Origin of the sequence: Streptomyces sp. NPDC050315 (assembly GCF_040655775.1) — a bacterium.
In the GTDB taxonomy this organism is placed as follows: domain Bacteria; phylum Actinomycetota; class Actinomycetes; order Streptomycetales; family Streptomycetaceae; genus Streptomyces.
In genome coordinates, this window is record NZ_JBFAKN010000001.1 from 765408 (window position 1) to 779030 (window position 13623).

A 13623-nucleotide genomic window follows, 5' to 3' on the forward strand; every position below is an offset into this window, starting at 1 on the left:
CCCCTCAAGCGTCGCCGAGTTGGCCGGCCAGCTCGGTCAGGTCGGCGGCGCGCAGGTCGAACCGGTCCGAGGGGGTGGGCGGGTCGCCCACGGGGCGGGCGATGTAGGCGGTACGAAGGCCCTGGTTCTGCGCCGCACGCAGGTCCCAGGCGTGGGCGGCGACCATCAGCAGCCGCTCCGGCGGCCGTCCGGAGACGGTGACGGCCAGCCGGTAGACCGCCGGGTCCGGCTTGTAGGCCCGCGCGTCTTCGGCGGACAGCGCTTGGTGCCAGCGGAGTCCGGCGTAAGCGTTGAGTTCCAGCAGCGCCGTCCGGCTCGCGTTGGAGAGTCCGATCACCGGAAACCGTTCGGCGAGCCGGGCGAGCCCTGCCACGGTGTCGGGCCACGGTGCGAGCAGGCGACCGGAGCGGGCCAGCGCCACTACGGCGGTCGGGTCGTCGACCCCGGCGGCGTCGGCGACGAGCCGGGCGGCTTCCAGGTCGAGGGCGTCGCTGGGGAGGTAGGGCCGGGCGCCGTCGAGCATCCGACGCTGCTCGCGTTCGATGTGCTGCTGCCACAGCGAAAGCAGCTGCTCGACCCTGGGATCGTCGAGCGACGGGTCGAGCGCACGGATGCCGGCGCGGATACCGGCGGGTTCGTCGACGAGCGTGCCGAGCACGTCGAACACGAGGGCATCGATCTCTGACAGTGACATAGTTGGCCGAACGCGGCGGGCAGCCACCTTGATTCCCGGTCCGAGGGGGGCTCATGCAGGACGGCGGGTGCCGGATCGACGTGGATCTCGTGCGACGGCTGGTCGGCGCGCAGTTCCCGCGGTGGGCGAGGCTTGCCGTCGAGCCGGTGGATTCGGCGGGTACGTCCAATGCCATGTACCGGCTCGGCGGGGACATGGTCGTGCGGCTGCCGCGCGCCGCGGGTTCCGCCGACGATGTCGCGAAGGAGCACCGGTGGCTGCCGCGGCTCGCCCCGCGGTTGCCGGTCGCCGTTCCGGTACCGCTGGGCAAGGGGGTGCCCGGCGAAGGGTATCCCTGGCACTGGTCCGTCTACCGGTGGCTCCCGGGCCGCACCGAGTCCGCACCGGGACTCGGACCCGATCCCGGCCTCTTCGCCAAGGACCTGGCCGAGTTCGTCGGCGCGCTGCGCGGGATCGATACCGCCGACGGGCCGCCCTCGTATCGCAGTGAGCCCCTGACGGCGCGGAACGCCGCGACGCGTGGTGATGCAGCAGCGCTGTGCGGGGTCATCGATACCGGGATGGCGGTCGCCGCGTGGGAGGAGGCGCTGCGGGCGCCCGGGCCGACCGGGCCCGCGGTGTGGATCCACGCGGATCTGCAGCCGGGGAACGTCCTGGTCGAGGACGGACGGCTGAGCGCCGTCATCGACTTCGGGTGCCTGGGGCTGGGCGACACGGCGGTCGACCTGATCGCGGCGTGGTACCTCCTGCCCGCCGAAGCCCGGGCCGTCTTCCGCACCGCCGTGGCGGCCGACGACGCGGCCTGGGCACGGGGGCGCGGCTGGGCGCTGTCGGTCGCCCTCGCCGAACTGCGGTACTACCGGACGACGAATCCGGTCATGGCGACCATCGCCCGCCATGTCATCGAGGAACTCCTGACCGACCACGCCCACCGACACGGCGGTACCGGCGCTCAGCCGCCCGGCTTCCGCCCCTAGCCGCCCGCCTTGCGCCCCCACGCCGAGATCAGGGGTGCCATCGTCAGGTCGAGTTCGCCGGTGGCGATGTTGGCGAGGTGGGTGTCGATTTCCTCGTCGGTGGCCAGGCCCGCGTCGGTCAGGCGGGTGCGGAGCTGGCGTATGGTCGCGGCCTCCAGGGTGGTGCAGGCCGGGGAGGTGATGGGGAAGTAAGCGTCGGCCGTTACCTCGGTGAGGCCCGACTCGCGCAGCAGCCGGGGCAGGGTGCGGCCGAACGCCAGGTCGGCGCCGCGCCGGGCGAGCAGTTCGCGGCAGCCGCGCCGCAGGCGGTTGGCCAGCCGTTGCGCCGGCCCGTACTCGTCCAGGCAGCTCAGCGGCTGCAGCGCCGGGTCGGCGTCCTCCAATACGAGCAAGCCGCCCGGCCGCAGCGCACGCACCATCGCTTCGAGGGCGGCCGCGCGCTCCGGTACGTGCACGAGGACCAGCCGGGCGTGCACCAGGTCGAACGGCCCGGCCGGCGGCTCCTCCGTACCCACGTCGTGGCGCGCGACCTCGAACGCGGCGTCCGCCGGCATCCAGGAGGTGTCGATGTCGGTGGCCAGTACGCGGCCGGACGGGCCGGTCCGCGCGGCCAGCCAGGCCGGGACGCCGGGGCTGCCGGCCCCCACCTCCCAGCAGTGCCAGCCCTCGGCCACGCCCACCGCCGTCAGATGCCGGAAGGTGACCGGGTCGAAGAGTTCGGACAGCGCGTCGAAGCGCCGGCCTGCCTCGGACTGCTGGTTGTCGAAGAGGTATCCGTCGTCGTTCGTGTGCGCCACCGGACGATCGTAGGACGCGGGCCGCGAGACCGGACGCCGGGCGGCCCTGCGCGCCCCGGCCGTGCGGGATAATGCGGGTATGCGCATCTCAGCCAGGGCGGACTACGCGGTACGGGCCGCGCTGCAGCTCGCCGCCTCCACCGACGACGGGCCGCTGAAGGCCGAGGCCATCGCCGCCGCCCAGGAGATTCCGCACAAGTTCCTCGAAGGCATCCTGAACGACATGCGCCGGAGCGGGCTGGTCCGGAGTCAGCGCGGCGGCAACGGTGGTTACCGGCTGGCCAGGCCGGCCGAGGCGATCAGCATCGCGGAAGTCATCCGCGCGGTGGAGGGGCCGCTGGTGTCGGTGCGCGGGGTCCGGCCGCCGGAACTGTCGTACACCGGACCCGCCGAGTCGCTGCTGCCGCTCTGGGTCGCACTGCGCGCCAACGTCCGCCAGATCCTGGACGGGGTCTCGCTGGCCGATGTCGCGTCGGCCCAACTCCCCCCGGAGATCCTCGGGTTGACCGAGTCGCCGGAGGCGTGGACGAATCCCTGAGGGATCGCCTCGGGGCGCGCTGGTCTCGGATAGAGAGACGGGCGAGTCCATAGTTTGAACAGCCCCTTGCTGATGAAGCTTTTCGCGGTCAGTATCCCTACCAATCCAGTGGGAAACATAGGGAAACCGTGGGGGTAGTCGTGCGTACGCTGATCCTGTTGGCCTTGGCCGGGCTCGGAGCCCAACTCGTGGACGGGAGTCTGGGCATGGCCTATGGCGTCACCTCCACGACCTTGTTGCTCGCCGTGGGCACCAACCCGGCGGCCGCGTCCGCCACCGTCCATCTCGCCGAGATCGGCACCACCCTCGCCTCGGGTGCGGCGCACTGGCGCTTCGGCAACGTCGACTGGCGCGTCGTGCTGAAGATCGGCATCCCCGGGGCCGTCGGCGCCTTCGCGGGCGCGACCTTCCTCTCCGCCCTCTCCACCGAGCTCGCGGAACCGGTAATGGCCCTCCTGCTGCTGGGGCTCGGCCTGTACGTGCTGACCAGGTTCACGCTCGCCGGGCTGCCCACCGGGAACCTCGACAAGCCGCTGCGCAAGCGGTTCCTCTCCCCGCTCGGGCTGGTCGCCGGGTTCCTGGACGCCACCGGGGGCGGCGGCTGGGGGCCGGTCGGCACGCCGGCGATCCTGGCCAGCGGCCGCCTCGAACCCCGTAAGGTCATCGGCTCCATCGACACCAGCGAGTTCCTGGTGGCGGTCGCGGCCAGCGTCGGCTTCTTCGTCGGCCTCGGTTCGGAAGGCGTCAACTGGCTCTGGGCCGTGGCCCTGCTGGCCGGTGGGCTCGTCGCCGCGCCGATCGCCGCCTGGCTGGTCCGCCACGTACCGCCGCGCATCCTCGGCTCGGCGGTCGGCGGGCTCATCGTGCTCACCAACATCCGCACCCTGCTGCGGAGCGACTGGCTGGCCGCCGGTGACGCCACCCAGTGGACGGTGTACGGACTGGTCTACGCGCTGTGGGCGGCCGCCGTCGGATACTCGGTCAAGGAGCACCGCCGCACCGCCCGGACCGCACCGCGGCCCGCGGTGGACGCGGTGGACGCGGTGGACGCGGCAGAGGCCCGGCCCGCCGAAGCCGGTACGACGGGGCGGTGACCGGCCCGATGGCCCCGTACTCCGCGGCGCCGCGCGCCGTACGGGAGCTCGCCGACGACCTCGCCGTCGACGCGAACGCCCGGGACCGGGCGGGCAAGCCGCCGTTCGAGGAGGTCTCCCGGCTGCGCGAGGCCGGCCTGCCGGGCTTCCTCGCGCCGCCCGGCCCGGGCGGGCGCGGCACCGACTGGGGTACCGCCTGCGCGGCCGTACGGGAGATCGCCGCGGCCGACAGCTCCGTCGCCGAACTCCTCGCCCGCCACTACGTACTGTCCTGGGGCCCCCGGCTCTTCGGCGCGCAGCAGCACGCGGCCCGCGTCGAGTCCCGGGCGGCGCGCGAGCGGTGGCTCTGGGCGGGCAGTACCGAGGCGCCCGGCACGCCGGCCGGGGACGGGCTGCTGCTCACGCCCGTCGGGAAGCGGGCGGGACGGAAGTACGTGCTGAATGGTCAGCGTGCGCTCGCCGCGGGTGCGGGCGTCGCCGACCGGCTGCTGCTCTCCGCGGTGCACGCCGACAGTGGCGAGTCGGTGATCGTGGTCGTGGATCCGGCGTTCACCACCGTCTGTCCGGAGGCTCCCGAAGGGCGGCTCGGTCAGCGGCTCACCGGGGCCGCCACGGTGGGCTGCGAGGAGGTGCCGGTGGCGGCCGGGCAGGTGCTCGGCACCGTACTGGAGGACGAGTACACCGTCTCGCCCTACACCGCGCTCGCGCCGCTCGCCCTCCGGCTCGTCCTGCTCCACGTCGGGCTGGGCAATGCCGAGGGGGCGCTGGCGGAGGCGCGGGACATCAGCCGGGTGTCCCCCGACGAGGACCCCTATCTGCTGCTCGCCTACGGCGAGTTGGCGACCTCGGCGCACAGCGCGTCGTCCGTCGTCGGCCACGCGACGGACGCGATGGCGCAGGGTCTCCTGGCGGGCCCGGGGCTCGGCCCCGACGAACGCGCGGAGATCGCCTTCCTCGTCGCCGCCGCCGAGGCCGTCGCCACCGAGTCGGCGCTGCACATCACCACGCGCGTCCTCGAACTCACCGCCGGAACCCCGGACCGCTCACCCGCGACCGACCCCGGCTTCGACCGCTTCTGGCGCAACGCCCGGGCCCTCACCACCCGCGGCTCCCCCGCCCACCGCCTCCGCGACATCGGCGCCCACTACCTCAACGGCGCACGCGCCGACCTCATGTGGCCGCCCGCAGCGCTTCGATGACGTGCTCGTCGGAGACCTGGGTGAAGTCCTCGTACCATTCGCCGACCGCACGGAAGTCCGGTGGCCTGCTCAGACAGACCACCTCGTCGGCCTCCTGGGCCAGCGCGTCGGCCGTGGCCGGGGAGGCGACCGGTACGGCGAGGACGACGCGGGCGGGGCCGCGGCGGCGCAGGTTGCGCAGGGCCGCCGTGGCCGTCATGCCGGTGGCCAGGCCGTCGTCGACGAGGATCACCGTGCGGCCGGTGAGGACGGGCTCGGCGCGTTGGCCGCGGTAGAGGTCCTCGCGGCGGTGCAGTTCGGTCCGCTCGCGGGCCACGTCGGCGGCCAGCTCGTCCTCGGCCAGGCCGAGGAACTGCAGCGCGCGGCGGTCGAAGACCGGGGGATCCTCGCCCGCGAGGGCGCCGACGGCCAGTTCGGGCTGGCCCGGGGCGCCGATCTTGCGGGCGATGAAGACGTCCAGCGGCGCGCCCAGTTCGCGGGCGATCTCGGCGGCGACCGGCACCCCGCCACGCGGCAGGGCCAGTACGAGGGGCCCGTCCGGCGCGTCGGGCCGGTCCGCCGTGAGGTGCTGCCGCAGCCGCTCCGCGAGCTGCCGGCCGGCGTCTCTTCGGTCCGTGAAGCGCATGACTGTCCTGCCTTTCAAGTCGATCACTGGCCGGTCGGCCAGGTCTCCTCCTCGCCGGTGTCGGCCGGGTGCTGACGGGGCAGCGGGGTGAGCGCCCGGGTGGTGTCCAGGAAGAGGAACGCGTCGTACCGCTCGTCGAGCACGGTCGGGACATAGTTGCCCCACTTCTCCCGCTCCGGGCGGTAGACCACGCCGATGGCCCGGTGGTCGCGCGGCATCCGCGTCCAGTGGCCGGGGCCCGGGGGCGGCTGTTCGCCGGGCGTGCCGGGCGACGGGGTCAGCAAGAAGAGCGCCGCGCCGCCGGGCAGCGCCCGGTGCAGCAGCTCCTCGGTACTGCCGGGCCGGGCGGCGGGCACCGTCATGGTGCGCGGCGGGGCGCCCCAGCTCTCGCCCGCCGTCACCGTGCCCTCGTAGGACCCGAATCCGACGAGGACGACGCCGTCGGCGGCGTGCCGCTCGCGCACCAGTTGCCCGACGTTGACCAGCCCCGCCTCGGCCATGTCGGTGGCGCGGGCGTCCCCGACGTGCGTGTTGTGTTCCCACACCACCGCCTTGGCGTGCGGGCCGTGATGGTCCATCAGCCGGTCGAGGGTGTCGGCCATGTGGTGGTCGCGCACGTTCCACGAGTCGGGGCCGCCGCGCACCATCGCGCGGTAGTACCGTTCGGCCCCGGCCAGTACCTCCGCGTTCTGCCGCGCCGCGAGGTCGGCCAGGCTTCCGTCGGCGGCCGTCGCGCGCTGCGCCCGTTCGCGGACCGCGACCAGCAGCCGGATCACCTCGGGCTCGCAGCCGCTGGGCACCAGGCGGGTGGCCAGCGCGTAGCTCTGCGGGTCCTCGTCGTACGGCTCGAAGCAGCGGTACGCCTCCAGGGCCTGGTCCACCCGGCCGGGGTCGTGCTCCCGCAGATGGCTCAGTACGGCGTCCAGGGACTCCCAGAGGCTGTAGACGTCCAGTCCGTAGAAGCCGACGCGGCGGTCCGGGGGCAGTGCGTCGTTGTGGGCGCGCAGCCGGCGGGCGAAGCGGGCCACGTCGGTGTTGGCCCACATCCAGGCCGGCCAGCGGCGGAAGTCCGCGAGCGCGTCGGCCGGGTCGGCGGGCGCCCCGGGCGCTCCGGTGACCGAGCAGTGCACGTCCTGACAGTCCGGCCAGTCCCCTTCCACCGCGACGAAGGAGAAGCCCTTTTCGGTGAGCAGACGGCGGGTCAGTTCGGCGCGCCAGTGGTAGAACTCGGCCGTACCGTGCGACGCCTCGCCCACCAGGACGTACCGCGCGTCGCCGATCCGGTCCAGCAGCGGGTCCAGCGACTCGGGGCCGGTCAGGGGCCGGGCGCGGGCGGTGACCTCCGCGAGCGCTGTGCTCATCAGGTGCCCAGCTCGTGCAGTGGCTCTCCCGGCGCCAGGAACCAGTCCCGAGCCGCGACGGCGACCTGGTCCAGGGCGCCGGACTCGGGGAAGAGGTGGGTGGCGCCGGGGATGACGTGGAGGTGGTTCGGCGCGGAGAGCTCGGCGGCGGCCTGCCGGTTCAGGTCCAGTACGGATTCGTCGTGGCCGCCCACGATCAGCAGGACCGGGGCCTGTACTTGCCGGAGCGCGTCGCCCGCGAGGTCGGGGCGCCCGCCGCGGGAGACGACGGACGCCACCCGTTCGGGGCGGGCGGCGGCGGCCACCAGGGCGGCTGCCGATCCGGTACTGGCGCCGAAGAGGTGCGGCCGCAGCCGCTCGGTGACCGGGTGGCTGCCGAGCCAGTCGACCGCCGCGACCACCCGCTCGCCGAGCAGGCGGATGTCGAAGCGGTGCTCGCGGGTCACCTCGTCGACCCGGTCCTCCTCTTCCGTCAGCAGGTCCATCAGCAGGGTGCCCAGGCCGGAGGCTTCCAGGTAGGCGGCGACGCCGCGGTTGCGCGGGCTGTGCCGGGAACTCCCGCTGCCGTGCGCGAAGACGACGACCGCATGGGCCGATTCGGGTACCCGCAGGTCGCCGGTCAGGGCGGCGGCGCCGGCCGGTACGGACACCGATTCTTCGAAGGTCATCGGACTGCCTTCCGCTCTCTCGCTCGCGTGCGCTCGCGTGCTCTCGCCTGCGGACACGGGTAGCCCTCCACGGAAGATCGTACGCTTCCCGGCGAAACGGGCAAAAGAACCGCGCTGGACCGGGCGGTGTCGGGCGGCCCTCCGCAGAGCGCCACCCGACACCTGGTCGTCGGTCCGGTCGTCGGTCCCGTTGTCGGTCCCGTTGGTCAGTCGCCGAGCCTGCCGCGGAGCAGCTGCTTGCCCAGTTCGGCGCCCTTGCGGCTGTCGGCCTGGGCCTTGCGGAACAGTTCCGCGAGCTCGGTGTCCTTCTCCCGCTCCGCGTCCTGGATGTACGTCTCCATCCGCAGGGCGTTGTTCAGGCACGTCTCGGTGTACCAGAGCAGGTTGTAGTTCTTGTCCTTGGTACCGGTGAACTCGCCGGTTTCCTTGCTGCTGGTCATGGTGACTACCTCCACCTCACCTCGTGGACAGGAACCGCCGCTCGGGCCCAGCGGCGCGCGTTGCGGGTTTCCGCTGCCGTCCGGTCCAAACGCCGCATAACAGCCACCGGGCGTGACGGGGCGTCACACCGGTACGAGGGTGACCTCCGTGGCCTTCACGCTGATCCAGACGTCCGTGCCGTCGCGCAGGTCCAGTTCGGCGGCGGCCTGGTGGGTGATCTCGGCGACGAGGTCGGGGACTTCCGGGGAGCCGACGAGGACGCGCAGCCGGCTGCCGGATGCGGTGAGTTCGCGGACCCGGCCGGGCCAGACGTTGCGCGGGCTGCCGCCGGGGCGGACGCGGTGCACGGACACCGCCTCGGGGCCGATGATCGCGAGCGCTTCCGTGCCCTTCTCCAGCGGCTCGGCCGCGGTGAGCCGGCCGGGGCGGCCCGCGAGTGCGAGGCCGTCGGCGGTGGCCGTGCCGGGCCAGGCGTTGCGCCCGAGCATCCGGGCCACCCAGGGCGAGCGGGGATGCCGGGAGACCTCGGCGGGCGCGGCGTCCTGGAGGGTGCTGCCGTCCTGGAGTACCAGGACCCGGTCGGCCAGCGAGACCGCCTCGACCGGGTCGTGGGTGACGAGCAGGCAGACGCCGCGGAAGCCGGCGAGGTGCTGCCGCAGGGTGTGCCGGACGTGCGCGCGGGTGGTCTGGTCGAGCGCGGCGAGCGGCTCGTCGAGGAGGAGCAGCCGGGGCCCGGCCGCCAGCGCCCTGGCCAGCGCGACCCGGCCGGCCTGCCCCCCGGACAGGCCGGCCGGACGGCGGTGTGCGAGGTGGCCGACGCCGAGCCGGTCCAGCCACTGCTGGGCCGTGCGCCGGGCCTCCGCACGGCGCACGCCGCGGGCGCGGAGCCCGTACGCGGTGTTGCCGAGCGCGGTGAGGTGCGGGAAGAGCGCGCCGTCCTGCGGTACCCAGGCGACCCCGCGGCGGTGCGGCGGCAGGGCGGTGACCTCGTCGTCCCCGAGGGTCAGCGCGGCATGGGCGCGCGGGGTGAGCCCGAGAAGCGCGCGCAGCAGGGTGGTCTTGCCCGCGCCGTTGGGGCCGACGACGGCGATGGTGGTGCCCGGCCCGGCGTCGAGGGTGAGGCGGGTGAAGCCGGTGACGTCGGCGTGCAGCGGCCAGGCCGGGGCGTCCGCCGGGAGCTCCTCGAAAGGCACCTCCGGCGGCGCATCGGCGGGCGGCGCGCCCGTACCGTCGTCGGCCGCGGCCGCTCCCGTACGCGCCTTCGCCGTGGCGCCCACCGACCAGCGCCCGCGCAGCGCGACCAGTACGGCCATCGCCACGGCCAGGAGCAGCAGCGAGACCGAGGTCGCGGCCTCGGGGCTGTCCTGGAGCAGCAGGTAGACCTGGAGCGGCAGGGTCTGCGTGACGCCGGGGAGGTTGCCGGCGAAGGTGATCGTGGCGCCGAACTCGCCCAGCGCGCGGGCCCAGGTGAGCGCGGCGCCGGCGGCCAGCCCCGGGGCGACCATGGGCAGGGTGACCGTGCAGAAGACGCGGAAGGGGCCCGCGCCGAGGGAGGCCGCGGTCTCCTCGTACCGGGCGTGCAGCCCGGCCAGCGCGCCCTCCAGGCTGATCACCAGGAACGGCATCGACACGAACGTCGCGGCGATGACCGCACCGGAGGTGTGGAACGGCAGCTGGACGCCGAACCAGTCCTCCAGTACTCCGCCGAGCAGTCCCCGCCGCCCGAAGCCGAGCAGCAGCGCGACGCCGCCCACGGTCGGCGGCAGCACCATCGGCAGCAGGACCAGCGAGCGGACCAGCGCCTTGCCGGGGAAGTCCACCCGGGCCAGCAGCCAGGCGAGCGGCACGCCGAGCAGCAGCGAGAGGCCCAGTGCCCAGCAGGCGACGGCCAGCGAGAGCCACATCGCTTCCGTGACGCCGGGCGCCGTCAGATGCGCGCCCAGGTCCGACCAGGTCGTACGGACCAGGACACCGGCCAGCGGAACGAACAGGAACGCCACGGCCAGCACCGCGGGTACGGCCAGTGCGAGCGGCGCCCGGCGCACGGAGGGCCTCACGGCTTCTGGAACCCGGCGTCGCGCAGGATCTGCTGCGCCTTCGCCGACCGCAGCCACGTCACGAAGGAGTCGGCCTGCTTCTTGTGTTCGGAGACCTTGAGGGTGGCGGCCGGGTAGGCGGCGACGGCGTTCTGATCGTCGGGGACCGGCACCGCGTCGACCTTGTCGGGGGCGGTCTTCGCATCCGTGGCGTAGACGATGCCCGCGTCGGCCTCGCCGAGCTCCACCTTGCTGAGCACGCCGCGCACGTCCTGCTCCTGGGAGACCGGCTTCACCTTGAGGTGCTGCCTGTCCAGTACCTGCTGGCTGTAGCGGCCGACCGGGACCTCGGGCGCGGCGAGCACGACCTTGAGCTTGCTGTCGGTGAGGTCCTTGAGGTCCGTCACCTTCTTGGGATTGCCCTTGCCGGTGGCGATCACCAGGCGGTTGTGGGCGATGGTCACCGGAGTGCCGGTCCGCCCCTTGAGGCCGTCCATCGTCCTGGTGTCGGCGGTGACCAGCGCGTCCGCCGGGAAGTCCTGCTTGACCTGGGCGGCGAGCTGCTGCGAGCCGGCGTAGGAGAACTTCACGATGGTGCCCGGGTGGCTCTTCTCGTACGCGGCACCGGCCTTCTTGAAGACGTCGGTGAGCGAGGCGGCGGCGAGCACCTTGATCGTGGTCTTCTGGCCACCGCCGGACGCCTCGTCGCCGGACCCGCCGCAGCCTGCGGCGAGGGGCACGATCAGGGCGGCGCAGAGCGCGGTGGCGGCGGCGGTGCGCCGGCGGCCGGTCGTACGGAGGCCGGTCGTACGGGGGCGGGGCATGGCGTACTCCTCGGGGCTCAGGCCCGGTCGATGTGGACGTTGGTCGACTTCACGCGCGCGGTGGCCCGCATGCCGACCTCCAGCCCCAGCTCTTCCACCGCTTCCCGGGTCAGCAGCGAGACCAGGCGGTGCGGACCCGCCTGGATCTCCACCTGTGCGGCGACATCGCCGAGCTTGATCGCGGTGACGATGCCGGGGAAGGCGTTGCGCACGGAAGTGGCGGCGGGCTCGTCCTCGCCGGGGCCGCTCTTGGCGAGCTCGGTGGAGAACGCGGCCAGGTCACGGCCGTCGATCAGCCGGCGGCCGGCCTCGTCCCGATGGGTGGGGACCTTGCCGGCGTCCGCCCAGCGGCGTGCCGTGTCGGCACTGACGCCGAGCAGCCGCGCCGCCTGGCCGATCGTGTAGGACTGCATGTGCGGCACGTTATGGCAGCTGCCCTCTCACCTGCAAGGAAGACTGTGGATTGGGCTTAGCAGATGCGAGCCGGGTGGTGCGATCGCACAAGATCGCGCGTGCAAGCCGTACAAGATCGCGCGAAGCGGCGCGTACGAAAGGGGGACATACGGGCCGGGCATCAGGGACGAAAGTCCCGCGTAGCGGGTCGTCACGGGCGGCATCACAGGCTCGGGACGCGCTCAGCGTCCCCCTCGACCGACCGACCCGTACGACGGAAGGCACCGACGATGCTCAGGCCAGCGCCGACCTCGCCCGCCCGCCTCGCTCCCCCGGTCACCCCGCACCTCCTCGCGGATCTCGCGGTGGCCGCGTGCACGGCGCGGGCCCGGCTGCCGCGGATCCCCGATGCGGGCACGCCGCACGACTCCGGCGATCCCGCCGCCGAATTCCGCTCCATACCGGCGCTCCGCCCGGTCTTCGCCGCGCTGGCCGAGACCGCCGACGGCCGCCCCCTCGACCGCCACCTGCGTGCCGAGCTCGGCCGGCTCGGCGAACAGCTCCCGGCGGAGGCCGCACGGCACCGGGGCGAGCTGTGGGCCGTCGGCCTGCTCGTCGCGGGCGCCGCCGCCACCGGCTGCCGCTCGGGCTACACCGCCTGCGCGGCGGCCGCGACGCTGGCCCGGATGCCGTACGACGGCGCGCCCAAGCCCGTCGAGACGGCGGGCGGCCGGGCCCGGCTGCACTTCCATGTACCGGGCGCGACCGGCCAGGCGGGGTCCGGTTTTCCGCATGTGCGGCGGGTGGCGCTGCCCGCGCTGCGGGAGTCCCGGGCGCACGGCAGGCCCGAGATCGCCGCGCGGATGGACGCGCTGCTCACGCTGATGGCGACGCTCGACGACACCTCTCTGCTGCACGAGGGCGGGCCCGCGGCGCTGCTGTCGGTCCAGATGGACGCCCGGGACGTGGTGCGGGCCGGCGGCTACGGCTGCCCGGCGGGCCAGGAGGCCCTGGACCGCCTCCACCTGCGGATGCGCGATCCGCTGCTGACCCCGCGCGGCAGCCATGCGGTGCTGTCCGCCGCCCTGTTCCTGGACTTCACGTTCGGTACGGACGGCCTGACGCCGGGGCCGTGAGAGCCGGGCGGGGCGGGCCTTCCCGCGGCTCCTGGCCCGCCCCGCCCTCATCCCTCCTCGCCGTCATCCCTCCGCGTGGCGGCGGAGCAGCTCGCTCAGCTCCGCCTCGAACTCCCCATAACGGGCGCGGAGTTCACGCCCCGGCCAGTCCCCGGGCAGCAGCGCGTCCGGGAGGAGGGGGTCGGTGAGGAGGTGGCGGAGGATCGCGGCGGAGACGGTGAAGCGGTCGGCGGGGGTGGCGGCCCGGCCGAGCGCCGCGAGCAGCGTGCGGGCCCGCGCCGACCAGCCGGCCAGGTCCCACAGCCGGGCGGCGAGCGCCGCGGGGTCGCCGTCGGGCGTGCCGGTCAGCCAGGTGCACTGCTCGACGGCGACGGCGGGCCGCGGCCGGTCGAGGTTGGCGGGCCGCAGCCAGCTGCCCTCGCGCAGCTCGCCGAGCCGGAGCGCCGCCATGGCCTGGCGCAGCGCGGTGCGGTCCGCTGCGGTACGCGGCTCCGCGCCGGCGACCAGCGCGATCTCCCAGTCGCCCGCCCAGGGCACGGTGCGCGGCACGCGGCTCTCGTCCTGGCGGGCCTGGCGCTCCAGGAGGCGCGCGGTCAGCCCGTACGAACCGTCGCTCTGCCGCAGGTCACCGGCCGCGACCATGCGCGAGAGGGCGACCCGGACGGTGCCCTCAGCGATCCCGAAGAGCTCACCGACCCTGACCAGGGCGCGCGCGGGCAGTCGGGGCGGGTGGTGACCGAGGAGGGTGCTCAGCACGACGGAGCGCGCGGTGAGCGGCCGCAGGGCGAGGCGTGAATCGATGGCAGGCACCCTTACAGTCTTCCATCGCATGTACGAGAA

15 protein-coding genes are annotated in these 13623 nt (G+C 74.1%); 5 read left to right on the forward strand and 10 right to left on the reverse strand.

Translation table 11 applies throughout. From position 1 onward, the window contains the following. Positions 1–4: 4 nt before the first annotated feature. Positions 5–694, reverse strand: a complete 690-nt coding sequence (locus AB0I82_RS03415) for a haloacid dehalogenase type II (protein ID WP_363255358.1) — start codon at positions 692–694, stop codon at positions 5–7. Positions 695–747: 53 nt separating this feature from the next. Here AB0I82_RS03415 and AB0I82_RS03420 point away from each other — a divergent pair, with 53 nt between their 5' ends. After that, positions 748–1671 carry an aminoglycoside phosphotransferase family protein gene (locus AB0I82_RS03420; RefSeq protein ID WP_363255359.1) on the forward strand — a complete coding sequence of 308 codons (924 nt, stop codon included), beginning with the start codon at positions 748–750 and terminating at the stop codon, positions 1669–1671. Here the strand turns inward: AB0I82_RS03420 and AB0I82_RS03425 are convergent. After that, positions 1668–2468 carry a methyltransferase gene (locus tag AB0I82_RS03425; protein ID WP_363255360.1) on the reverse strand — a complete coding sequence of 267 codons (801 nt, stop codon included), beginning with the start codon at positions 2466–2468 and terminating at the stop codon, positions 1668–1670. The genes AB0I82_RS03420 and AB0I82_RS03425 overlap by 4 nt on opposite strands. A 79-nt stretch (positions 2469–2547) precedes the next feature. On the opposite strand from AB0I82_RS03425, the gene AB0I82_RS03430 reads away from it, so the two are divergent. The 3 genes from AB0I82_RS03430 to AB0I82_RS03440 all read left to right on the forward strand — a co-directional run bounded on the left by AB0I82_RS03430 (position 2548) and on the right by AB0I82_RS03440 (position 5299). Beyond that, positions 2548–3006: an Rrf2 family transcriptional regulator gene (locus tag AB0I82_RS03430; protein ID WP_363255361.1), complete on the forward strand. Its 459-nt coding sequence runs from the start codon at positions 2548–2550 to the stop codon at positions 3004–3006. A gap of 140 nt (positions 3007–3146) precedes the next feature. Beyond that, positions 3147–4100 carry a sulfite exporter TauE/SafE family protein gene (locus AB0I82_RS03435; protein ID WP_363255362.1) on the forward strand — a complete coding sequence of 318 codons (954 nt, stop codon included), beginning with the start codon at positions 3147–3149 and terminating at the stop codon, positions 4098–4100. After that, on the forward strand, positions 4097–5299 hold the full coding sequence (locus AB0I82_RS03440) for an acyl-CoA dehydrogenase family protein (RefSeq protein ID WP_363255363.1): 1203 nt from the start codon (positions 4097–4099) through the stop codon (positions 5297–5299). The genes AB0I82_RS03435 and AB0I82_RS03440 overlap by 4 nt, the downstream gene beginning before the upstream one ends. Here AB0I82_RS03440 and AB0I82_RS03445 read toward each other — a convergent pair. The 7 genes from AB0I82_RS03445 to AB0I82_RS03475 all read right to left on the reverse strand — a co-directional run bounded on the left by AB0I82_RS03445 (position 5271) and on the right by AB0I82_RS03475 (position 11667). Further along, positions 5271–5924 (reverse strand): phosphoribosyltransferase, encoded by a 654-nt coding sequence (locus AB0I82_RS03445; protein ID WP_363255364.1) that lies wholly within the window; start codon positions 5922–5924, stop codon positions 5271–5273. The genes AB0I82_RS03440 and AB0I82_RS03445 overlap by 29 nt on opposite strands. Positions 5925–5947: 23 nt before the next feature. Then, complete coding sequence (locus AB0I82_RS03450) at positions 5948–7285, reverse strand: erythromycin esterase family protein (protein WP_363255365.1); 1338 nt, start codon at positions 7283–7285, stop codon at positions 5948–5950. Next, entirely contained in the window at positions 7285–7953 is a 669-nt protein-coding gene (locus tag AB0I82_RS03455) for a dienelactone hydrolase family protein (RefSeq protein WP_363255366.1), read from the reverse strand. The genes AB0I82_RS03450 and AB0I82_RS03455 overlap by 1 nt, the downstream gene beginning before the upstream one ends. Before the next feature lie 206 nt (positions 7954–8159). Next, positions 8160–8393: a hypothetical protein gene (locus tag AB0I82_RS03460; RefSeq protein ID WP_363255367.1), complete on the reverse strand. Its 234-nt coding sequence runs from the start codon at positions 8391–8393 to the stop codon at positions 8160–8162. A gap of 123 nt (positions 8394–8516) precedes the next feature. Continuing rightward, on the reverse strand, positions 8517–10451 hold the full coding sequence (locus AB0I82_RS03465) for an ABC transporter permease (RefSeq protein WP_363255368.1): 1935 nt from the start codon (positions 10449–10451) through the stop codon (positions 8517–8519). Further along, positions 10448–11254: a molybdate ABC transporter substrate-binding protein gene (gene modA / locus AB0I82_RS03470; RefSeq protein ID WP_363255369.1), complete on the reverse strand. Its 807-nt coding sequence runs from the start codon at positions 11252–11254 to the stop codon at positions 10448–10450. Before modA ends, AB0I82_RS03465 begins: the two co-directional genes overlap by 4 nt. A gap of 17 nt (positions 11255–11271) precedes the next feature. After that, positions 11272–11667 (reverse strand): helix-turn-helix transcriptional regulator, encoded by a 396-nt coding sequence (locus AB0I82_RS03475; protein WP_363255370.1) that lies wholly within the window; start codon positions 11665–11667, stop codon positions 11272–11274. A gap of 270 nt (positions 11668–11937) precedes the next feature. On the opposite strand from AB0I82_RS03475, the gene AB0I82_RS03480 reads away from it, so the two are divergent. Then, a complete protein-coding gene (locus AB0I82_RS03480; RefSeq protein WP_363255371.1) occupies positions 11938–12783 on the forward strand; it encodes a triphosphoribosyl-dephospho-CoA synthase in 846 nt (281 codons plus the stop codon). 63 nt (positions 12784–12846) lie between these two features. Here the strand turns inward: AB0I82_RS03480 and AB0I82_RS03485 are convergent, their stop codons facing one another. After that, positions 12847–13614 carry a PaaX family transcriptional regulator C-terminal domain-containing protein gene (locus AB0I82_RS03485; RefSeq protein WP_363255372.1) on the reverse strand — a complete coding sequence of 256 codons (768 nt, stop codon included), beginning with the start codon at positions 13612–13614 and terminating at the stop codon, positions 12847–12849. Between the last annotated feature and the right edge of the window lie 9 nt (positions 13615–13623).

What these genes read in the sequence shown, in the direction of transcription:
- AB0I82_RS03480 (WP_363255371.1), top strand. Translation starts at nt 11,938, where the DNA reads ATGCTCAGGCCAGCGCCGACCTCGCCCGCCCGCCTCGCTCCCCCGGTC.
- AB0I82_RS03445 (WP_363255364.1), bottom strand. Translation starts at nt 5,924, where the DNA reads ATGCGCTTCACGGACCGAAGAGACGCCGGCCGGCAGCTCGCGGAGCGG.
- AB0I82_RS03450 (WP_363255365.1), bottom strand. Translation starts at nt 7,285, where the DNA reads ATGAGCACAGCGCTCGCGGAGGTCACCGCCCGCGCCCGGCCCCTGACC.
- AB0I82_RS03430 (WP_363255361.1), top strand. Translation starts at nt 2,548, where the DNA reads ATGCGCATCTCAGCCAGGGCGGACTACGCGGTACGGGCCGCGCTGCAG.
- modA (WP_363255369.1), bottom strand. Translation starts at nt 11,254, where the DNA reads ATGCCCCGCCCCCGTACGACCGGCCTCCGTACGACCGGCCGCCGGCGC.
- AB0I82_RS03420 (WP_363255359.1), top strand. Translation starts at nt 748, where the DNA reads ATGCAGGACGGCGGGTGCCGGATCGACGTGGATCTCGTGCGACGGCTG.
- AB0I82_RS03475 (WP_363255370.1), bottom strand. Translation starts at nt 11,667, where the DNA reads ATGCAGTCCTACACGATCGGCCAGGCGGCGCGGCTGCTCGGCGTCAGT.
- AB0I82_RS03415 (WP_363255358.1), bottom strand. Translation starts at nt 694, where the DNA reads ATGTCACTGTCAGAGATCGATGCCCTCGTGTTCGACGTGCTCGGCACG.
- AB0I82_RS03455 (WP_363255366.1), bottom strand. Translation starts at nt 7,953, where the DNA reads ATGACCTTCGAAGAATCGGTGTCCGTACCGGCCGGCGCCGCCGCCCTG.
- AB0I82_RS03460 (WP_363255367.1), bottom strand. Translation starts at nt 8,393, where the DNA reads ATGACCAGCAGCAAGGAAACCGGCGAGTTCACCGGTACCAAGGACAAG.
- AB0I82_RS03485 (WP_363255372.1), bottom strand. Translation starts at nt 13,614, where the DNA reads ATGCGATGGAAGACTGTAAGGGTGCCTGCCATCGATTCACGCCTCGCC.